We start from the raw sequence: 21,343 nt of genomic DNA, 5'->3' as shown, positions 1-21,343 counted from the left end.
TATTCATGCCAGCCTAACCGCTGGCATTTTTGTATCTGCCGTTCGAACAGTTCCCCTAGTTAACCGTTTGCATAAAACTTTAAAACACAAATGGTTGATCTCAGCTAAAATTAATCAAGACAGAATACCGTACGACCTCTTTCTTTATTGTAAATAAAGTGGATAATAGCCCCGTAATTTAATACCTAATAAATGTGAGTCCATTATGTCTTCTGAAGCTACTATGGTAGAACGCTGCCAATCTAAATGTGAACTATGTGGTTCTGATTCTTCTCTTACTGCATACGCAGTGCCGCCACACAGCCACGTAACAGTGGATCACGGCATCATGGTATGTGACAAATGTCTTGGTGAGATTGACGATCCTAAAGATATCAACCACTGGCGTTGTCTGACTGACAGCATGTGGAGCCAGGAAGCGCCAGTTCAAGTAACGGCATGGCGTCAACTTACTCGTCTGAACACAGAAAGCTGGGCTCAGGACGCGCTAGACATGATGTACCTTGAAGAAGAAACATCAGTTTGGGCACAAATCGGCATGTCTGCTGATGACAAGCCTCTTGATGTGAATGGCGTTGAACTTAAGAAAGGTGACGACGTAACAGTAATCAAAGACCTGCCAATCAAAGGTACTAACCAAGTGATTAAGCAAGGTACTGTTATTCGTGGTATCAGCGTTGGTGACGATCCTAAGCTTGTTTCTGGTAAAACAAACGGCGGTCAATCAATGTACGTAATCGCTGAGTTCTGCCGTAAGAAGTAATCTTACTGTAAGAAAGTGATAGAAAACGAAAAGGCGCTAATTAGCGCCTTTTTTCTTGGAAAAATTCAACCTATTCCGTTGTTCTAGAAACCACTGCCTACGTTAAAGTAGATAGCGCGTTCTTCATGGCTTTGCGCATAATCCATCCCAAGGTGCAAACCGTAACGTCTCGCGATTTGGTATCGAAAGCCGACACCTCCGGCATTGACGGTACTGTCGTGGCTTATGCCGTTATCTTGCTTTGCAACCCCTGAACCGTAAAACCCAGACACCTTCCAACGATGAGTGATGCTATACGTCAATTGGCCTTGAATTGTTTCAATCTCATCTCCTTGGTACCGATAAGATGACACCCCGCGTAACGACACGTACGGTTTCGCTGTGGGTGATACAAACAGGTCTTGCTGTTCGAAGCTTTGATAATTTGCAGCCAAGCCTAACGTCCATTTATTGGTAATTGGGATATAGGCTTCGCCATCTATGTTCAAATTTCGGTAATTGTAATCACTGCCAATCGCATCGTCGTACACCATGTAATCTGCAGACAATTTGTAACCTTTGGTTGGATAAAATAAATTATCTCTTGTGTCATATTCAGCCTCCAACCCTAAACCAGAAGTAACCGATTCGTTACCCAAAATTCGGTCTAAAACCATGTTATCAAATTCAATCTCAGACTTAGCTAATAACTGCTTTATTCCCAACATCCAAGGCGTATGCCCAATCCGGAACTGCACCTTTTGTGAAAGTACGGCTACCGAAGTTGACGTGCCTATTCTAAGGTCATGATCTATGGGGCCCCAGTTGATTGATGTGTACAAATCCAAATTCGCAACACCAAAGCCGCCGCCTCCTGTGTAACGAATGGAATCATTCATCCAAGATCGTCTATGGCCACCAAATACAAACCAAGTTTCGTTCTCTGTCCCTACTGCGCCCACTACTGACATTGCTGAGGGTACTAACTGCGCACCACCATCTATGGCAGAAAGAGCAGCTTGCTTTCTTTGTCGCTTTTCCTCATCCGTCTCATGTAAAAACAAACCAGCCACACCGCCGCCGTACCCCACCGCAGGCTCGGTAATCAAAATTGGGATAGGCAAAAAGCCATATGCGTTTTCCGCAAGGTGATGCCCCATATCAAATTGACCATCAACAGGATCATAAAACGATGCGAAAGAAGATGTTGTAAATAAAAAGCAGGAAAGAAGAACAATGCCGCCGCAGCGATTCATAAGATTGGCCTCAATAAAAAAGACCGGGTGACGAAACCCGGCCGAAAGTTTGCTTCCTTGCAATAAACATAGAAATTAAACACTTATTGCCAATAAAGGGGGTCCTTAATCGACGGGCATAGAATAGGCCAAATAATGGTGTTGCCCTACTCCTATATAGAGGATGTCGCCCTACAAAATTAAAGAGCTTTCGAGATGACAGAAACGCAAAAGGCTCATATAAATGAGCCTCTATTAATAAGTTACCTACATTCTTCCTTTGCTAATATTGACTCAATACTCGATCAACATGTTCTTGTATAACAGATAAAACCGATAATTTTACATCCTTCACTTGCTTAGAATGATTGCACCAAAGCGCAAAACCGAATTTGAATCCTTGGTGCATTTCAGACGACTGTATAGGTTCAATGTCGTAATGGGAAAATTCAGAATGAGCAAACGTTTTTGGTAACAGTGCCCACCCTAAACCGGCTTCAACCATTTTAATAACTAACGCCAATTGATCGACTTCTTCGTTATCGGAGCTGATGGTTACTTTTTCTGACATTCCCTCTTCAATAAACGATCTCAAGATAAACTGCGTTGAATTTCTTAACGCTAAAAGTACATCCTCTTGCGTCAAAGATGAGAACTCACCATTTTTTTGAACGAATGGGGAAAACTCAATGTGACCTAGAAAAGTCGCATCAAAGCTGTGTATACCCCGGCTGTCATGCACATTGACTAACCCAAAGTGGTACTCGCCACTTTGAAGGCCCTTCTTAATATCCTTTTTGTTTCGGATTAAAAAGCTCACTCGCATCATCGGGAAATCACGACGCAGTTTCTTTCGAATATCCAAAAGCATTTGATGAGGTATCACACCAGAATAAGCAAAGGTGATGTTTTCCAACCCGCCATAAGAGAGGCTCAATGCTACCTTATCGAAGGTACGAGCTTGTTCAATGGTTTGTTTAGCGTAATGGTAAAGAAGATGCCCGTCTTCTGTCGGCTTTACAGAGCGCCCAACCCTTTCAAATAGGCTTACCGCGAGTTGGTCTTCAAGGTTAGTAATAACCTGCCCGATTGTCGTTCTGTGTTTATTGAGTTTAACGGCGGCTTTGCTGAAAGAGAGTTGGTCATAAACGGTAACGAACGCGAGAAGTTGTTCAATGCTGAAATTCATTTTGTTGTGCTTACTTTTAATCGTTATGTATTTAAATTATCACAGGTTGGCGAAATATCTACTTTGTCAGAATAGTATTAGTGAAAATAATTCGTCAATTTGAAACAAAAAAACCTACTTAAGCTAGTAGGTTTTATCGTTGATGTCAAACGAATAACTTAAATGTATTCGATAACTCGAGCTAGATAGTTAAAGTCCCCAGAATCACCGTGGTAATTACGGTAAACATCGACACTGAAATATCTAGGTTGGTCCACTTGAATATGCTCAGCAATTCGCTGCTCGATGGATTCTAGAGTTTCACCTGTTTGCGAGTAAATGTATTTCTTGGTGGTCTTTTGAAGCTGGCGTTCTTTAGCTTCTTTGTGTGTGACGTAATTGTTCACGTCAACCCACTGACCAATGTAGTCAATCTCCACGTAGTCTGAATTTTCTTCAACCATGAACAACGCCGCTTCTTGTTGAACGTCGGCCAGTTGTAGCATGTCGTTATCGACTTTTTGCTGTTCCATTGAGGTCACATTTTGTGCCATGGCAGCGCTAGACGTTGCCATGATAAGTAGCGCTAAAGCTGTTTTATTCATTTTACGATATCCCTAAATTAAGGTAATTCTGTTACCCAAGGTTTGCCCTGAGTTGCTTTGTGATAACCATATTCGTATATGGTTAATAAATAGTGTTCATCAAACATGTCTTTGGTTCGTTTGGCGTAACCAAAGTCGTGCTCGATGTAAGTAAATTGCATATCAATGTTGTTGATTTCACAGATGTATTTCATTCGATATAAATCACCACGTGTTTGAGCAAGAGTCAGGCTTGATACGCTCTTTGCTACTAAATCTAGACCCTTATCTCTCAGCGAGTGGTACGGCGCTTTCAGTGCTCCATTTCGAATAACATCGAGCTGTGGTGGTTTTTCTAACCCAAGAGCATCTGAGATCTGCTGATAGTCGAAGTTAGATGGATTGAAAAATACTTGAGCGGCTAAACCACCATCGACGTGAAGTTCTTCATAACTTTTACCTTCGTACTTCACATTGATAAACTGCGGTGGGAAGACTCCAGGAATAGAAGCACTTGCTGCTAAAACCTTATATATAAGTTCAGACTTATCTGGCATGTCACTATTTGCAATTGCGCCCACATTCCAAATGACAAGCTCTCCAGAATCAAAGTGTGTGCTACCAATAAACAAACGCTTACCGTTGCGGTGTCGCGCAGCAATTTGCTCGATCATCGGTTCAGGGAACGCCTGAGCGATAAATTGATTCAAGTTTTTACCGTCAGTAAAAGCATCTTTAAACACGGTGTTTAAAAAGTTCTTTTTGCCGAGCACTGATTTGTCATTGATGTTTAACATCACCTCCTTCATCTTCGGAAATGCATCTCCGCCGATGAATACAAATGGTGCCATTAGCGCTCCTGCACTGATGCCAGTAACTATTGAGTAGTCTTTCAATTGGCCAGATTCTTCCAGCCCTATCAAAATACCGGCTCCAAAGGCTCCGTTCGCGCCGCCTCCTGACAAAGCTAAGATATTTAGTTGCTCACCTGACACTTTAATTGGCGTTGTTTGATCGATTGGAGAGTATAAGAAGTCTGGGTTCTCACTCGCCCACATACGCAATGGCTCTTTTACTGATATCGCTTCTTCTACAACCACTTCTTTGTAATTGTCTTTGTGTACGCGTACATCCAACGTGTGGGGTGAGCTACATGCTACTACAAGTAATGACAAAGCAACGGTAAAACCCGAGGAAATTAGACGGTTCATAATTAGGCTCATTTAATGTTCTCTAAAATGATTCAGAAACTCTGTTTAATCAAAAGAACAGCTATAAACAGAGAAGTTAATAAATAGGGATAAAGTGAAGTCCGTCTCTTTCTGGGAGTAATATAGCTAGGTTTAGTCTTAGCTCGTAATCTCGTTTGTAGGATGCGACCCATCGAATAGGTACACCCTCCACCACTATCGGAGTTAAACGCTCTACCCGATTTTGACCACGTTGAAATCGTGGGTAGGCTCTACAAATTCATATTGTGCATTGATTGTTTGTAGCTCCCAAGTGCCATAGCTTTTAGTTAGCTCCAACACACCATAGACCGCGTTATTTGCATGTCGGAATGCAGCTACGGGAGACATTCTCTTTATTAACCCTGCGGTAAACAGGCCAGAGATAAGGTCACCGACACCAACCGGTTGTTGAGCAAATTCAATGTTCGGTCGTTGGGCTAAATAACATGCCTTTTTCGTTGCTAAAATCATACTGAACGCGTCATCGGGTAATGAGTGAAGATGCTTTACGAGCACCATCTTTGGACCAAGCTCCAATGCTTTCTTACATGCTGTAACCGCGTCATAAAGGGAGAGGATTTTAATGCCGGTCAATTCACTTAGTTCAAATTGGTTTGGCACTATAACATCGGCAATAGGAAGCAAGTGTTTAGTAATGGCGGTTCTAACGCCATCCTCAACGATACAACCTTTATCTGGGTCACCCATTACAGGGTCACAAACATAGAGTGCACTGTGGTTCTTTTCTTTAACTAAATTAACCGACTCGGCAACCGCTTTACATTGGTCTGCGCTTCCCTGATAACCCGATAGGATCGCACCACAGTCTTTCAGTACGTTGATGTTGTCTAAGCCTCGAATCAAGTTTCGAATATCATCTGTGCCGAATGTTTGCCCGGTCCAACCTTGTTGATATTGAGTGTGATTAGAGAACTGAACAGTGTGGATTGGCCACACATCGAGTCCCATTCTTTGGATTGGAAAAACCGCAGAACTGTTTCCTGCATGCCCGTAAACCACGTGAGATTGAATAGAAATAATGCTTTTCATGCGTCGCTCTTTCAGTTTGAAATGGATTTGAATACTTGGATAAGACGACTAAATAAACACAACGGAACATCAAGATAGGAAGTTTTATCGATCTAACCACTGTGCTTATTTGGTCGGAATAGCCTCGACATCGCCGAGGCTTATTCTTAATGAGTTGGACGTCATCGGCTTTAAATCATGTATTTGATTCTAAGCCAGACTCGAACTTATGCGTCTTGAAACTCAGCGAAGTGCTCGTCCAATACCTTGCGAGTTGCGCGGCCAATCAGTTCGTACTCATGGTGAGTCAGGTTAGCCAAAGATACGCGAACCGACGCATGTACAGTATCGAAGCCATTTCCTGGTAGTAAAATAACACCAGTTTCGTGAGCTAGACGGAATAAGAAATCTTTACCTTTACCGCTTGCTTTGAACCATTCAACGAACTCTTGACCGTAAAGTTTGCCACCTAGCGTGTCTAGCTCTAGTAGTGTGTAGTAATCCACACGGTCTTTGTTCTCTTCGATTGCTACACCCATGTTTTTGTAAAGCGTTGTGTAGCGCTCACGGATGATGCGTTTACAAGCGGCTTTGTAGCGACCTTCTGAGTCCATTAGGCAAGTTAGAGCAAACATCGCCATTTGCACTTGTTGCGGTAGAGATAGACCGGCAGTGTGATTCAAGGCTACGCTACGGCTATCCGCAACGATGCGGTCGATGAACTTAATGTCACGTGGCTCTGGAGTCAGTGTTTTGTAACGGTCATCAAGTTGACACTGTTTTTCTTCGCTGAAAGAACTTAGTGCGTCATCAAATACGTTTTTGTGTTGGATACCAATGGTACCTAAACGCCAGCCTGTTGCGCCAAAGTACTTAGAGAACGAGTAAACACAAAGTGTGTTGTATGGTAGTTTTGCAAATAGAGAAACGAAGTCATCGGCAAATGTACCGTATACGTCATCAGTGATGATGAATAGGTCACTGCGTTGCTCATTCACAAAGTTTGTTAGGTTCTCTAGAGTCTCGTCAGAGAATTTCACTGATGCTGGATTAGCAGGGTTAACGACGCAAAGTAGTTTGATGTCTGTATCTGCCAGTTTCTCGATTTCAGACATTGGTAGCTGCCAAGTGGTCTCATCAAGACGCAGTTCAACGATCTCTAGTTCGTACTCAGAAAGCTCTGGGATTTCTAGGTAAGGGGTAAAGATTGGCGTAATTAGCGCCACTTTATCGCCTTTTTTCAATAGACCATTGTTGAACATCGTTTGGAATGTGTAGGTCATTGATGCCGTACCACCTTCCGTTGCGAACAAGTCAAAGTCCGTGGTCATTGGAACTGGGCCATACATCTCTTCTGCAATGTACTGCTTCACCACTTTCTCAATGTTAGTCAACATACGTGGTGGTACTGGGTAGTTACACGCTAGGTAAGCAAGAACGAGTTCGTTTAGGAACGCTTGTTTTTGGATGCCTAGACGATCTTTTGCGTAGCTTAGTGCGCGCTCGATGAACTGAACACCTTTGTCGTTTGAGTATTCTTTAGTAAACGTATCGAAACGCTCAACGATACCCACGCCATCAGGGATACCACCGAAATCACCACCGAGGTAAGCGTAGTTACGTTCCGCTTCCATTACTGCAAATTCACCCAAGCGAATAAATGCTTTACGTGGCAATGTTGCTAGGAAGTTTGGATTACCACGACCTGCGTCTAGTAAAGCACGATCTGGCACTGCTTGAGCAACTTCAATTAATTTGTCTTTTAATTCAAATGGGCTTAAATCAGCGAATTTTGAAAAGTCGATAGTTGTATTTTGTGTAGTCATAATATTTACCTAATAATTTAATATTAAACACTTGTAATTAAATAAAGTGTTTTACTTAAGCGTGATTATTCAGGCCTACCCTATTTTTGATTGGGTAGGTCTGTTAATAAGTTGATGATTTTTTAAATCTATAATGAGTTGTAGGTTTTAATTACATACCCGCATTAACGGTAATAATGCCGACGATAATTGGTCCCCATAGAGTCAGTAACACGTTGGCTACGGCGTAAGTCACAGTGAAAGAGAATACTGGCGTTGCGTTGCCTGTTTTTTCCATCAATGCAGCGAACGCTGGGTTTGCACTTCGACCACCAGTCACACAACCTAACGCTTCTACTGGGTTCTTTATCTTCAATACAAAGTACGAGAAAAAGAATGAAATAATCTGTGGAATGATGGTGACCGCCATACCCAAGAACAGAAGCGACATACCATGTTCTTTTATGGTATCAACTGCTTGAGGGCCCGCTTGGAGGCCAACGATGCCAACAAATGCTGCTAAACCAAAGTCACGAATAAAGTTTGCTGCACCCGCAGGGAACTGAGCCACATGTGGGTTTCGGCTACGTAACCAACCAACAAGCAAACCAGAGATCAAACAACCTGCACCAGATCCAATCGTTACTGGAATACCTGCAATCTTGAAACTGATTAAGCCGATAAGAAGGCCCAACACCATACCAAAACCCAGTACGATGAAATCAGTCATGGTTGCTGAGCCCATACGCTTACCGATGTGTTTTTCAACTCGGTTGATGTCTTGTGCGGTGCCTGTTAATTGAATAACGTCGTTTTTCTGAACAATCAGATCATCAGTAATGGCGACTGAAGCACCAGCACGCATGTAGTCTGTAACATACACACCACGGAACGAACGTTGATTTGAGCTATCTTTGATCTCTCTTAGCGAACGACCAATCAGTTTGCGATTGTCAGCGATAAGTTGACGATTTTCTTCAATAACTTCATAGCTTTCCGGTAATGCGACTTCATTACTTTGCGCCTTGCTCTGTAGCTCATGAACCGCATTTCTACGGCCGGTAACCACAACAAGGTCGCCCGCTTTAAGTGCTGTGAACTTGTCTGCACTCAGCTCTTTTCCGTCGCGTTCAATAAGTTCGATACACGCAGCAAGTGATGATTGATTCAATTGCGCGAGTGTTTTTCCAACCAGTTTATCGTCGTGAGTGACTTTAAAAGCACGTGTCACTAGAGCTGTGACTGCGTTAAATTCGCCATCTGCCAAATCACGTTTACCGTTAGAATTTTTCTCCTCTAACGCAATTGCTTCAGAGCGAATGTCCCACTTCATCAACGTAGGGAATACCCAAGTCACCATCAAGATTGGACCTAATGAACCAAAGATGTATGTTACAGCGTAACCTACAGCAACGTTAGTTTGCATCAGATGTTTGGCTTCTTCAGGCACACCACCCAAACGGGCGATCGCATCGCCTGCAGTACCAATGATCGCAGACTGAGTTAAACCACCGGCAGCTAGGCCCGCAGCAGTACCTCTATCTAAGTCAAACAACCACGCAGCGGCAAGTACACACAATAAGCCTGAAACCGTCATAACAACCGCAGACAACAGAATGTTGATGGTTCTAAAGTTAAGCGCTTTAAAGAATTGTGCGCCGCCTTGATAACCCACAGCATAAATAAAGAGCGCAAAGAAAATACTTTTTACGCCGGGATCAATCTGAACACCAAATTGCCCAATAATTACGCCCATTAATAATGTTCCGGCCACACCGCCTAAAACAAATCGGCCGATAGTAATTTTACCAACCATATAACCCAATGAGAGTGTAATAAATAGTGCGACAAATGGTGCCATGTCAAACAGATTAGAAATAATGTCCATGACAAATTTACTCTTGTTACTAAATATAAGGAGTAAATAATCTAACTAATAACTTAATAATGATATTTGTTGGATTATTCAAAATAAATAAAGCATCTCGTTGCTTCGAACCGAATATTAAGAACAAAAGGTTTTATTATGTAATCCCATTTGATGGATCAAATCATCACTTTAACTGTTCGCATAGTTTTTGAAGTGCAATTTACACCTTAAGTGATTGGTTTAAATAGATTTATATTAAATCGGCAAAAGTAGATGATTTTCGAAATCAATTTCAATTAAGTGTTTCCACTTCAAGAACGACAACCTACCTACCGTTGTTTTACTGGCTTACGGCTCTCAACAAAGAGGCAGTTGGCATAATCACCGAATAAAGTTGGATTTTGATGGGTACGATCCTCTATAAGCGATTATCACAATAAATCGAACTCCGTTATCGTTGCATTCATCAAACAAATAGAGAACAGAACCATGAATACCATGCCGCATGAGCTTGTGTGGGATGAAGTCTACTTCCCACCGCTGTTATTGGTTATCGCACTGGCTTACATACTGACAATGCTAACAGGGTCAATCGCGACACGGTTTGGCCTTCATAAGTACGTCGCCTTTCCTGCAATAGCAGAACTGAGCTTGATCGTGATTTTTACTGGCGCTATCGGCCATTTTATTACCATTTTTTGAGGCACTTACTGTGATCAAACGTTATCTCATCACACTTTTATTATTGGCTGCTGCGGGAACTGTGGTTTATAGCTATTACCAGTCGTACTCAAGTAACCCATGGACCAGAGACGGACAAGTCAGCGCTTATATCGTCTCGATTACACCTCGAGTCACGGGTCAAGTCATTGAAGTGCATGTCGAAGACAACTCGAAGGTAAAAAAAGGCGATCTTCTTTTTGAGATCGATCCGAGTATTTACAAGGCGACCTACAGAAAAGCACTTGCGACTCAAAAACAAGCATTTGCCCTACTCGCCAAAGCCAAAAACGAAGAGCAACGCGCGTTGAATTTAGAGAAAAGAACGCCCGGTGCCGTGCCCGTGCTGACACTAAACAACTTGAACAACGCGGTAGAAACCAGCGCCGCAAATGTCGAACTGGCAAAAGCGAACGTAGAAGAAGCACATCTCAACCTTGAGTACACCAAGGTATATGCGCCTACTAACGGCTATATCACCAATCTGAACCTACGTGTTGGCTCTCAAGTTGTCGCGAATTCACCTGTGGTTGCGCTAATTGATGAAGATAGCTTCTGGATTGAAGGTTATTTCAAAGAGACTGATTTAGTCGGTGTCGATGCTCAGGACACTGCTTATGTGACCTTAATGATGCACAACAATGTTCAGCTAGAAGGACATATCAAAAGTATTGGTTTTGGTATCGCGAAGCAAGACGGCAGCACAGGTAATGATTTATTGCCAAACGTGAATCCAAACTTCCAATGGATACGCCTAGCTCAACGCATCCCTATCAAAGTGAAGTTAGACAAAATACCAGAAGACGTACAACTGCGTGTTGGTATGACTGCCTCGATCAAAATAATCAAAAATAGCTAGGTGATTCTTATGTTCACTGCATCGACTAAAGACGCGATTAAAGTCGCACTCTCTATCGTTATCGCAATCTGCCTAGCGTTGTGGTTTGGTTGGGAAAAACCGTATTGGGCTGCGATAGCCGTCGCAGTGATGGCATTGAACGAGAGCTTCGCCCATTCAATAAACAAAGGCCATAACCGGTTAATGGGAACCTTGTTAGGGACCGGTTATGCCTTTTTCCTCATTGCGATGTTTTCACAAGATCGATTTTTGTTTCTAACATTTCTTACCGTGTTCTTAGGCACTTGTATTTTCATGTCTAGTGACGAGAAATACGGCTACATCTTTTCAATAGGATTTACCGTGTGTTCGATTGTTGCTTGTATGGGCGGGTTTGATAACCAAACCACCTTTCACTTTGCTGTACTTAGACTTCAAGAAACACTATTAGGTGTTGTTGTGTTCTCTATTGTGTATCGCATCGTGTGGCCTGTGAATACTGAACTCAACTTTGTACAACGTTTCGAAACCAGTAAACAAGCGTTGTTAGATGCGATGGAAAAAACAGACAACATCGACATTGCCGCACTTGAAAGCAACACCGCGAATATTGATAAGCTGTATCAACTTTTAGATCTGCCACTGACCGGAAGCTACCACCTTAAAGAGAACATCCAAACATGGCGCTTGCGTATCGATGAAATGGCACATATCCAAGATACATTACTCAAACAAAGTAACAGCGAATCAGACTTAGATATCCAATGGGCAGTTCTTACTCACAACTTGAAGACGTTCGATGTATTAACACCAGAACAATCTCTTGTTGAGGGTGAACTCAATGTCATAGGTGATCATAAAGACGTGTCTTGGCATCATGCACATCGCACGTTTGTTGAACATTTGAATGAAGATGGGCGCAAAGTGCTGCAAGGCGTGTCGATGTTTATCACATCGCTGTTGATTTGGATTTATCTTCCAGTTCCAGGTGGTTTCATATTTCCTATGTTAGCCGGTGTATTCTCTTCTATGGTGCCGACCATGCCACCAAGCGTTATTAAGGACGCTTTTTATGGTGTGTTGGGTACAGGGTCGGTGGTTCTGTTGCAATACATCTTTGTGATGCCATTAATGACAGAACTATGGGAGCTGGGACTATTCTACTTCCTTAACATTATGGTGATATGGAAAGTGTTCGCGACACCTAAGCTCATGGTACACCGAATATTGGGTATTAACTTATTAGTTGTTCTCACATCTGGTGCGCTCAACCTCACACCTGTTTATGGAATTGAAACGCCACTTTTGATGCTCGTAAACATTTTGATTATTCTGATGATAGCGAAGTTGTTTACTGATCTATTTAGAGTGAGGGTAACTGCTTAGAACTAAATGCGCTTAACAACTCACAACAAAACGGTCTGCCAAGTATTTTTACTTCACAGGCCGTTTTTTTATCTATTGAAAATCATTATAAATCAATTGATTAACGCTAATTATTACTAAGTGAGGATAGCGTCCATCAAAAGCGATTAACGCGATCTGCCACCTCCTCTTAAAATCCTCTCATTGATTGACGCAATGCATTTTTAGTCGCGACATTCACACTAGCAATCCTAACGGATAAATACATAACAACTGAACACGACGTTCAGTATTACATCGACTGTTTGAGTCTCGAAGGTTTGAGGCCACTCAGCGTGGAAACCGTCATGAGTTTTTTTGAAATACGCACCAGCGCCTGTAAGACCCATACTCTTTCTGTGTTAGCGAGCGCCCTATTACTTACCACCCCCAATTTTGCGTCTGCGGCAGAAACCAAGACTTACAGCGAAGTTATGGAAAAAGGTCGAGCACTATTTGACAAATATGGCATCAGTCATGATTTACCAAAGCTAGCAATCAGTTCGCTCGTACAGGGCGAACACCTAGTTGAACACGCACATCGAACCATACAAATTGGCGATGAGGTTCGTGACTCAAGCGTCTATCTGATAAAAAACACAGACAGCAAAGGCAACATCGACCTGCGCATCAAATACAACCCGCAAGAGCTGGATGAAAACGAAAAACTGATCGATGAAATTGAAGAGTTTACGCGCACTGAGTATCGACTAAGAAATTATGCAGAAAGCTTCGATCCATCGTCAGTGAAAGTCAATGAAAAAGACAACGGCGACGTGACCATTAGCTTCAACTATTCGAAATACGGCTTACCACAAGACATCGCCTATTTCCGTTTCTTGAATGTTGATATTGAACTTGTAGGCGGCACACCAAAACGCATGGTAATCACCAACGACAAGCCATTTAATCTTGGTAAGTCAAAAGTCGATACCTATTACCAAGTGATTGATTTCCAAACGTTAGACTCTGGTAAAGTCGTTATTGAACGTAAGACAACTAACATCGAGGGTACGTCTAAAACGAAACCGATGACCATGAGCGCTGTAACTGAACCCGTCGCAATTTATGAAGACGACAACGGCGTTAATGTCCTGCATGAAGAGCGTCTAAAAGAAGTTTCAGATCCTCGTATGCAAGAAGCGAGTGTTAAGTTAGATCGAGTATTCCCTTTAATGGGTGACATGGTGCGTCGTCAAGGTATCGATTTACCCCTTCCATTCGGCGTATCAGTGGCTTATCGCAATCAAGATATGGATATACCCATGACAGATTACGTGATTGGTGGAGTGCGCTTGAATGATTTATTTGACCCGGAAGACAGTGTTGCGACGGTCAAAGCGGAAAGTGTTTCGATACGCGGCGACGTAAATATCTTGCCATTCTGGAATGTATTCGGGTACGTAGGAAAGGTAAACGTTGATGCGAATATTGACGCCTCTTATACCGGCGCCGCAGGTGAATACTTAAAAGACAAGCTCAATAACAAATTGCCAGGGCTAGGTAACGCACTTTGCGAAGGTGTCTCTGCCTTATGTAACAGTGGTCGTTTGAATGTACCACTTCATCTTGAATATGACTTACGCGGCGCGGGCACCACATTATCTGTTGGTTACAAAGAGTTCTTTGCCTCAGTCACAGGTACCTATTCACAAACACGCCTGAAAGGGTTGGATGATTGGGGTGATGGCATTGTGACGGTTCAACCCATGCTGGGTTACCAATTAGTCGATTATCGAGCTCAGTTTTTCGTGGGTGCTGAATACCAAGGTTTAAATTCACGTATGCAAGGCACCGTAAAAACCGACGACATCGAATTTGATTATGACGTTGGCGTCGATATCGACCAGTGGGCATTCCTAACAGGTGTTAACAAGCAGATCGGCAAAAACTACAACATGACCATGTTGTACAACAAAGGCGAAACTCGTTCGGCTGTGACATTGAACCTTGGCTACCGATTCTAACGGTCAAACCATCGCTCTATTGTGAATATAGATTCGTTAGAGCGATATTTTCATACGAGCCTCTGAAGCTCAGTCGTCCAGCAAGATGACAACTCAAATATATGCCATGTCGATGCTCCATAGATGGAGCGCAATACCCAATGGAACTGCAGGATTGTCGATACAAGTGCGTTTGATCGTAACTATACCGAATATTATTGTGGAAAATTAAATATGAATATTGCATACCGCTCACTTATCGCATTGTCTATTGCTACTGCCCTTATAGGCTGTGGCGACGATAGCCAACCAACGGTTCCTTTCCCTGATAAACCTGAACCTTTAATTCCAGCACCTTCAGAAACCTTTACCACTCAAATCGGCGATGTGATGATTACTGCGACCAAAGAAGAGCTGGTTGTTACATCTAATACCGAAGACGATAAACTGGCTTCTGTTGAGTCTTTTAAAGGCATTAAGTTTGCCGATGCAGAGCGTTTTGAACACAGCAATCCTGTCGATTTAACTGAACTGATCAATTCAGAAGGCATTGTTGAAGCAACGTCGTTTGGTGATGCTTGTCCTCAATTGAAGACCGTTTCACAGAACACATCTGAAGACTGTTTGAATCTGAACATTTGGCGTCCAGTAGGCGTAGATGCTGACGCAGAACTACCGGTTTATGTATTCATTCACGGTGGTGATTTCGAATACGGTTCTGGTGCAGAGCCGCTCATCCAAGGTGATACGGTGGTTGCTCAAGGAAGCGACGATGGTAAGCCTTTCATCTATGTAAACTTGAACTACCGTCTTGGTCAGTTAGGTACTCAATGGATTAAAGGCGCGAACAAAGATGGCAATTATGGTCTAGGTGACCAGAAGCGCGCCTTAGAGTGGGTACATAACAATATCGCTGACTTCGGTGGTAACGCTCAAAACGTAACCGTTATGGGTCAAGGCTCAGGTGCTATGTCTATCGGTTTCTTGCAGCAAGATGACGATATCGCAGGTCAATATTTCCAACGTGCCATCATGCAAAGCAACCCTTATGGGTTCGAGTATCCAAGTTATGACGTTGCTAAGAGCCGCAACAATAACTTTGATGCAGACACTTCGGTCGACGAGATCATGGCGTCGCAAGAAACAGCTTTGGATGGTATTGAACAGCTAAAAAATTGGTTGTTAGGTTCTTTGCAAATCCCAATTCTGAGCCCAGCCGCAGATGAGACGCCAATGTCAAACCTGATGCCTTATGCTCCTTACATATTGTGTGAAGAAACTTTCCTTGGTAGCTGTAGAGAATCAGCAAAATCACCAACGCAAGCAGGCTTATCAGTACCAACTGTCCTAGGTGAAAATGCACATGAAGCGAACAGCTTTGGCATGCTATTTAGCGCTACGTTCTTAATCCCGACGGTCATCGAGTTATTAACAAATGATGAACCTGAACTGCTTACTAACGAAGATCCAACAAAGCTAGCTCTAGCTATGGTTAACTGGTTAGAAGATGAAAACAACATCGTTCTTCTGCAACAAAAACTATCTGAGCAAGCAAGTGATGAAGTTTCAGCAGATCTTGTATTGCCAAGCAGTGCGTACAGCGCAGTAACGGGCTTATTTTATGGTGCCAAGCTAGAAGGTGATCTACTTGAAATGACTGGATGCATTGATACCAACGATATTGCGGGTACCGTAGGTTGCTTGGTCGACATTGTTGAGATCACTAGCCACCAGCAAACCCAAGATATTCTGGCTCTAACTGATTTCTACCCTAACTCAGAATCTAGCTTTGGTGGCGCTCTTGACAACATGAAGCAATTTACAACCTTGCTAAATGACACCTTGTTCAATGGTCCAGCTCGTCACATGGCAGTAAACAGCGGAGTAGAAGCAACGCTATACCACTTTGAGCACAAACCAAGCTTTAACATGTGGAACTATAAAACAGGTCTAAATGAAGAAACGGGCGAATACGACCAACTGCCAATCATTGATCTATTCAAAACGATTGGTTGCATCAGCGGTGCATGTAACGGTTCAGAACTGCCATTTATGTTCAACAAAGCTGTACGTTTTGATGGAAGCGAAGTAAATCCATCAAGCAAAGATAAAGCCCTTATGAACGAAATGTCGCGTCTTTGGTTTAGCGATGAATTGTTCCAGAGCTACCAGTACAGCGATGCTACCGACAATGTGCTTGTCATTGATGGTGCAGGATTCAGCGACAACAGCACTACCTTCGACTGGGACTATGTCACAAACCCAGGTGTTGATCCTAAGCTTCGTGAAGGTCGCTTAACGGGTCTAGCAGAGCAAGGTCTTATGCCTTGGGACTGGTACCTAAACTAAACATATTCAACACCCTTCCTACTTTAACGGCCAGCTCGCTGGCCGTTTCTATATCCAAATTTTATGTTTAAACGCAGGTTAGTTATGACACTTAGCAAACTAAAAACAGCATGCACAATAATGTTGATTGCTTTGGTCACAGGATGTGCCCAACCTTACCCCGATGTTGAACCTGACTTCGAAGCTAACTGGCAAAGCACAGAACATCAAGCCGAAGTCTATTTGATCCCGAGTGCGCCTGAAGCCTTTGCGCGCCGCATTGATCTGGTTCGCCAAGCAAAACACTCGATTGATATGACTTACTTCTCTTGGGAAAACGACACTCTGGGTCTGATGCTGTTAAACGAGCTGAAACACGCCGCTGACCGCGATGTGGCCGTGCGCCTCACACTGGATGACTTGTTGGTATTCAATGACAAATGGCTTGCGGAGTTGGACTCACACGTCAATATTGAGATTCGACTGTTCAACCCTTTTGAGTCACGTAAAGCTGGCTGGATTGGTCGTGCGCTCAACTTCTCTACTCATCAAAAACAGTTAGATAATCGGCTGCATGAGAAATACTTTAACGTTGATCACCAATCGATGATCCTCGGTGGGCGCAACATCGGTGATGACTACTTTGGCTACAGCGAAAGTGCCAACTTCTTTGATATGGATGTGCTGTTTAAAGGCGACGTGATTGCTGCTTTCGACCGAAACTACCAAGCGTTGTGGAACAGTGAGCATGTAGTGCCAATTCAAGAACGTATTAAAATCAAAGAGAAAGAGCAATACCAAGCGTTCACCAAAGCGTTGAACAAAGGTGAAAAGAATCAAGCATTGATCACGTCTGAAGTCGAAAGGCAGATAAAGAGCTTAAACCAACCGAAGTTCATTTCAGCCTCTGTCACGCCGGTATTTGACTCACTGGAGAAACTCAATGACAACAAGCCCTACTTTCGCCAACGTATTGAACACTTGATGAAGCAAAAAGTACCGACACCTTCTAAGGTTATTATTTCTACGCCTTATATGGTGCCAAGCGATAACAAGTTTGTATTCGTCGATGCACTTAGAGAGAGCGAAGCCGAAGTCACCTTACTGACGAATTCATCGGCTTCTAATGATTCGGGCTTTGTGCCTGCGTATTACGAAAAACACCGTGAGACTCTACTCGACAAGGGCGTAAGTATCTATGAGTACAAAAGCCAAGCGATCAATGATGATCACTACTTTCATGTTGATACCTACTACCACAACAAGACAGTAATTTTAGATGAGCGTGTCACCTATATTGGCTCTTCTAACTTCGATCCAAGATCAGACTTTCTCAACGTTGAGTTTGGGGTGTTGGTTGACAGTGAAGAGTTTGCGAAGCAAGTGACACACTACTTAACACGTCAGAAAGAGGAGTTGTTCTGGGCTGTGTCGCGAGAACAATCAGGTGACACCATCTGGGCTTCAGAGGAACAAATCCATACTAAGAACCCGAACTACAGTTCATGGAACAAGGTACCTGATTGGTTATTTCGAAAAATGAATGGCGAGTTCGAGCTTTAAGTGTTCAGCTTCGAATCTTAATTTTTAATTTTCTCCAGTCCAAATGCAAAAAAGCCGCGTCACGTTCGCGGCTTTTTCGTGTTTCACATAAGCGTATCTTAGCTTACGGGCGACAAGTCATCGCTCTGTTCGCTACATAGTTCACCATATCAAGCGTCGTGAAGATCGAATCAACATTGTTAATGTCGTAATCCACATGTCCACGCTCCACATACTGTTCTGCGAGTCGATAGATATCGACAACACGTTCAGCTACCGCTTCCATAGGATCAATAAAAGTAATGGTTGGAAATGCGGTCTCAAGTTGGTTTCTAACCAGAGGAAGTTCAGTACATCCCAAAATAACCGTATCAACGCCCTTCTCTACGATGCATTGAATCGCTACAGCAAGCAGTGCGGCATTACGCTCAAACTCGCCCGCTTTGATCCCGTTGGTTTCTCGGATTGCTTGTCCACACTCTGTCATCTCACCGGTTACTTCACCATAGATAGCACTATGCACGTTATGCTCTTGCTCAAAGGAATCTGGCTTAACGAACACCAGATTCGCGTCCGTTAGGTAACGATCATAGATTCCCGAATTGTATGTGCCGTTGGTACATAAAATACCAACAACAGATTCAGAGTTCTGCTCTTTGATTTGATCAACGGTGGTTTGAAGCATGTCGACGATATAAACGTTGGTGTGCTTTTGAACCTCAGGTCTAAAGTAATGAGCGGTGTTACAGGTCATTACGCCAAACTTAACATTGGCATGTTCTAAAATGCACGCTGACTCAATCAGTTCAGGCACAGGATCGGTACCGCCTTCGTTAATCACTTCAGATCGATCGGGGATATCTGAGTTTTTCACCACTATCATGGCCATGTGGTCTTAGTCTTTAAGTGCGCCGTGTTCAATTTCTTTCTTGGCGACGATATCTTGGAACAGAGCATCTGCTTCAGGGCCCATATTACCAAATACACCGAATCGTAGCTTTTTCATTGTTTTTACCTTTGTGTTTGCTAAAGCACAAAGGTTATTACGCTCTTTCGATTTACTTGAATCCTATTAGATGGTTCGCATCCTCGCGAGTGCATAAACAGCGTACAAAAATCAGAATTGAGTACCAAAGGAAAAATGAATACGAAATTCGTCGCCTTCAGGCGCATCTAAGCCGTAAGCAAAATCGAGCTTAACTGGCATTAACTGTGAGTTCCAAATCAAACTCACGCCCGTCCCACGCTTCCAATCCGCTTGTTGATCAAATGCATCACCCACATCAAGAAATGCGCCCAACCAAATTGAACGATAGACTTGATGCTGATATTCGAGCCCAGCAGTTAACATATAACGTGCCCCCGTTAGTTCACCATTCTCGTCTCTAGGGGAGATAGATTCGTAACCATAACCTCGCAGGTTTCCATCGCCACCAGCAAAATACCGCAGTGACGACGGCACATCAGATAATGATTTGGCAATGTTGATGCCTACGTTGGAGCGGAAATGGAGCTTCTGCCTGTCACTAATATCCCATGAAAGGACACTGTTTCCTTCCAACCGCAACAGCCTTGAGTCAGAGAACAGACTAGGGTCAGAATACTCGACAGAATAGATGTGTCGATGATTGAGCTCCAACTGATCATTTTTACGATCAACCTGAGAAAAACTGATGCCAGGTAACAGCAATTGCGATTGCTCTTCCTCAGACGCCTGACGGTACTGTTCGTGCAAGTATTTGACATAAATGGTGCTTTGCCAATCACTGTCTAATTGCCAGTAACGTTCGAACTTAAGATCGTTTGTAAAGCTATTGGTGTCTCGATGATCAATTCGTTTCGATTCAAACTGAATACCAAAGTAATCCGTTGTGACTTTCTCTGTGGGGATTTTGTACCCCAACTGAAGTGATTGCTCCTGTTCAGACAAATATGTCTGTGTTTCAAAGCTGTGGCCTCTCCGGTTATACCAAGGCTTTGACCAACTGAGAGAGGCGCGTAAACCGAGATCTGTAGAATAGCCGCCACCGACCTGCACGATATTTCGAGAACTTGGCTCGGCAATGATTTCAATTGGAACTTCTAGGTTGTCATCAAGTTTGTCAAAGTCACCATGTACGATGACACTTCGAAACCATTGAGTGTCTGACAAATCAGATTGCAGTTCACCTAACTTGATGGTGTCAAAGTCATCATCTTTTTTAAAGGTGGGTATTTTCTCGATACGAGTAGGGTCAACCCCATCATCAGGAATACTTATAGAACCGAACTTGTAGCGTGGACCACTTGCAAAATACAAGTGTATATTCGCGATGTTCTCGCTAGGAATAACTTCAATCTTTGACTCGATAAACCTGCCGTCAAAATAACCTTTCCGCTTTGCTAAAGAGAAAATCGCACGCTTAGTTTGGTCATATTCTTGGTGAGACAAAGTTAAACCTGAGCCTAACTTGCTTTGATTGAGTATATTGATGAACTCCGCATCTAGGCTAGCTTCACCTGTTATTTTTACTATCGATTCTGCGATGCGCATGACAGGACCAGAATCGATGTTAATGATCACGTTATCAGAATCATTGAGGTCGATATCGAGCTGTGGGTGATAATAACCATAAGGGTTGAGTGCATCTTGAATACGTTTAGATAGCTTCGTTTTCGATAGCTGTGATGCAGGAACATCGGCTAAAGGTTCTAAATATAATTCTACATTTTCGGTGAGAGTTTTATTAACCCCTTTAACCTCAAATTCAGCAGCACTAGAAGAGTGTTGGGTAAACAGGAAAAATGAAGTGGCCAGCACTAATTGTTTAATCGAGGTCTTCACGCGGTTACCCAATTGCTCAAAACCCGAACAGGTTATGAGCAAAGCGTTAAATCGCCGAATCTCTTATGGAGGACGC

Annotated in this window: 16 protein-coding genes; 7 read left to right on the top strand and 9 right to left on the bottom strand. The window is 43.0% G+C overall.

Features of this window, described 5'->3' with window-relative positions:
• Nucleotides 1-205 precede the first annotated feature (205 nt).
• Nucleotides 206-763, top strand: a complete 558-nt coding sequence (locus tag AB4185_RS13895) for a PhnA domain-containing protein (RefSeq protein WP_102333633.1) — start codon at nt 206-208, stop codon at nt 761-763.
• Between the two features lie 83 nt (nt 764-846).
• Here the strand turns inward: AB4185_RS13895 and AB4185_RS13890 are convergent, their stop codons facing one another.
• The 7 genes from AB4185_RS13890 to aspT form a co-directional block, all read right to left on the bottom strand.
• A complete protein-coding gene (locus AB4185_RS13890; RefSeq protein WP_372135565.1) occupies nt 847-1,998 on the bottom strand; it encodes a BamA/TamA family outer membrane protein in 1,152 nt (383 codons plus the stop codon).
• Nucleotides 1,999-2,260: 262 nt separating this feature from the next.
• Complete coding sequence (locus AB4185_RS13885; protein WP_372135564.1) at nt 2,261-3,166, bottom strand: LysR family transcriptional regulator; 906 nt, start codon at nt 3,164-3,166, stop codon at nt 2,261-2,263.
• A gap of 158 nt (nt 3,167-3,324) precedes the next feature.
• Complete coding sequence (locus AB4185_RS13880) at nt 3,325-3,750, bottom strand: hypothetical protein (RefSeq protein WP_017060059.1); 426 nt, start codon at nt 3,748-3,750, stop codon at nt 3,325-3,327.
• A 17-nt stretch (nt 3,751-3,767) separates the two neighbouring features.
• Entirely contained in the window at nt 3,768-4,940 is a 1,173-nt protein-coding gene (locus AB4185_RS13875; protein ID WP_017060058.1) for a patatin-like phospholipase family protein, read from the bottom strand.
• A 213-nt stretch (nt 4,941-5,153) separates the two neighbouring features.
• Nucleotides 5,154-6,011, bottom strand: a complete 858-nt coding sequence (gene pdxY / locus AB4185_RS13870) for a pyridoxal kinase PdxY (RefSeq protein ID WP_372135563.1) — start codon at nt 6,009-6,011, stop codon at nt 5,154-5,156.
• Between the two features lie 206 nt (nt 6,012-6,217).
• On the bottom strand, nt 6,218-7,816 hold the full coding sequence (locus AB4185_RS13865) for a bifunctional aspartate transaminase/aspartate 4-decarboxylase (protein WP_372135562.1): 1,599 nt from the start codon (nt 7,814-7,816) through the stop codon (nt 6,218-6,220).
• Nucleotides 7,817-7,967: 151 nt separating this feature from the next.
• Nucleotides 7,968-9,683 (bottom strand): aspartate-alanine antiporter, encoded by a 1,716-nt coding sequence (aspT, locus tag AB4185_RS13860; RefSeq protein WP_372102593.1) that lies wholly within the window; start codon nt 9,681-9,683, stop codon nt 7,968-7,970.
• Nucleotides 9,684-10,154: 471 nt separating this feature from the next.
• On the opposite strand from aspT, the gene AB4185_RS13855 reads away from it, so the two are divergent.
• The 6 genes from AB4185_RS13855 (at nt 10,155) to AB4185_RS13830 (ending at nt 18,464) form a co-directional block, all read left to right on the top strand.
• Entirely contained in the window at nt 10,155-10,367 is a 213-nt protein-coding gene (locus tag AB4185_RS13855) for a DUF1656 domain-containing protein (RefSeq protein WP_017059802.1), read from the top strand.
• 10 nt (nt 10,368-10,377) lie between these two features.
• Entirely contained in the window at nt 10,378-11,244 is an 867-nt protein-coding gene (locus tag AB4185_RS13850; protein WP_017059803.1) for an HlyD family secretion protein, read from the top strand.
• Nucleotides 11,245-11,253: 9 nt separating this feature from the next.
• Nucleotides 11,254-12,609, top strand: a complete 1,356-nt coding sequence (locus AB4185_RS13845) for an FUSC family protein (protein WP_102427946.1) — start codon at nt 11,254-11,256, stop codon at nt 12,607-12,609.
• 326 nt (nt 12,610-12,935) lie between these two features.
• Nucleotides 12,936-14,594, top strand: a complete 1,659-nt coding sequence (locus tag AB4185_RS13840) for a hypothetical protein (RefSeq protein WP_372106882.1) — start codon at nt 12,936-12,938, stop codon at nt 14,592-14,594.
• Between the two features lie 213 nt (nt 14,595-14,807).
• The gene (locus AB4185_RS13835; protein WP_372135561.1) at nt 14,808-16,922 is read left to right on the top strand and encodes a carboxylesterase family protein; all 2,115 of its coding nucleotides are present in this window, start codon (nt 14,808-14,810) and stop codon (nt 16,920-16,922) included.
• 84 nt (nt 16,923-17,006) lie between these two features.
• A complete protein-coding gene (locus tag AB4185_RS13830; RefSeq protein WP_372135560.1) occupies nt 17,007-18,464 on the top strand; it encodes a phospholipase D family protein in 1,458 nt (485 codons plus the stop codon).
• A 103-nt stretch (nt 18,465-18,567) separates the two neighbouring features.
• Here AB4185_RS13830 and AB4185_RS13825 read toward each other — a convergent pair whose 3' ends face one another.
• Together AB4185_RS13825 and AB4185_RS13820 are read right to left on the bottom strand one after the other, a co-directional pair.
• On the bottom strand, nt 18,568-19,332 hold the full coding sequence (locus AB4185_RS13825; RefSeq protein WP_372135559.1) for an aspartate/glutamate racemase family protein: 765 nt from the start codon (nt 19,330-19,332) through the stop codon (nt 18,568-18,570).
• A gap of 228 nt (nt 19,333-19,560) precedes the next feature.
• Complete coding sequence (locus tag AB4185_RS13820; RefSeq protein WP_372135558.1) at nt 19,561-21,279, bottom strand: autotransporter assembly complex family protein; 1,719 nt, start codon at nt 21,277-21,279, stop codon at nt 19,561-19,563.
• Between the last annotated feature and the right edge of the window lie 64 nt (nt 21,280-21,343).

Source organism: Vibrio sp. 10N.286.48.F5, assembly GCF_041469785.1.
GTDB classification, from domain to species: Bacteria; Pseudomonadota; Gammaproteobacteria; order Enterobacterales; family Vibrionaceae; genus Vibrio; species Vibrio crassostreae_C.
This window is presented reverse-complemented; position numbering and strand designations above follow the sequence as displayed.

Excerpts from the sequence above, each read along its gene's own strand:
- AB4185_RS13895 (WP_102333633.1), top strand. The coding sequence starts at position 206 with ATGTCTTCTGAAGCTACTATGGTAGAACGCTGCCAATCTAAATGTGAA.
- AB4185_RS13890 (WP_372135565.1), bottom strand. The coding sequence starts at position 1,998 with ATGAATCGCTGCGGCGGCATTGTTCTTCTTTCCTGCTTTTTATTTACA.
- AB4185_RS13885 (WP_372135564.1), bottom strand. The coding sequence starts at position 3,166 with ATGAATTTCAGCATTGAACAACTTCTCGCGTTCGTTACCGTTTATGAC.
- AB4185_RS13880 (WP_017060059.1), bottom strand. The coding sequence starts at position 3,750 with ATGAATAAAACAGCTTTAGCGCTACTTATCATGGCAACGTCTAGCGCT.
- AB4185_RS13875 (WP_017060058.1), bottom strand. The coding sequence starts at position 4,940 with ATGAACCGTCTAATTTCCTCGGGTTTTACCGTTGCTTTGTCATTACTT.
- pdxY (WP_372135563.1), bottom strand. The coding sequence starts at position 6,011 with ATGAAAAGCATTATTTCTATTCAATCTCACGTGGTTTACGGGCATGCA.
- AB4185_RS13865 (WP_372135562.1), bottom strand. The coding sequence starts at position 7,816 with ATGACTACACAAAATACAACTATCGACTTTTCAAAATTCGCTGATTTA.
- aspT (WP_372102593.1), bottom strand. The coding sequence starts at position 9,683 with ATGGACATTATTTCTAATCTGTTTGACATGGCACCATTTGTCGCACTA.
- AB4185_RS13855 (WP_017059802.1), top strand. The coding sequence starts at position 10,155 with ATGAATACCATGCCGCATGAGCTTGTGTGGGATGAAGTCTACTTCCCA.
- AB4185_RS13845 (WP_102427946.1), top strand. The coding sequence starts at position 11,254 with ATGTTCACTGCATCGACTAAAGACGCGATTAAAGTCGCACTCTCTATC.
- AB4185_RS13840 (WP_372106882.1), top strand. The coding sequence starts at position 12,936 with ATGAGTTTTTTTGAAATACGCACCAGCGCCTGTAAGACCCATACTCTT.
- AB4185_RS13835 (WP_372135561.1), top strand. The coding sequence starts at position 14,808 with ATGAATATTGCATACCGCTCACTTATCGCATTGTCTATTGCTACTGCC.
- AB4185_RS13830 (WP_372135560.1), top strand. The coding sequence starts at position 17,007 with ATGACACTTAGCAAACTAAAAACAGCATGCACAATAATGTTGATTGCT.
- AB4185_RS13825 (WP_372135559.1), bottom strand. The coding sequence starts at position 19,332 with ATGGCCATGATAGTGGTGAAAAACTCAGATATCCCCGATCGATCTGAA.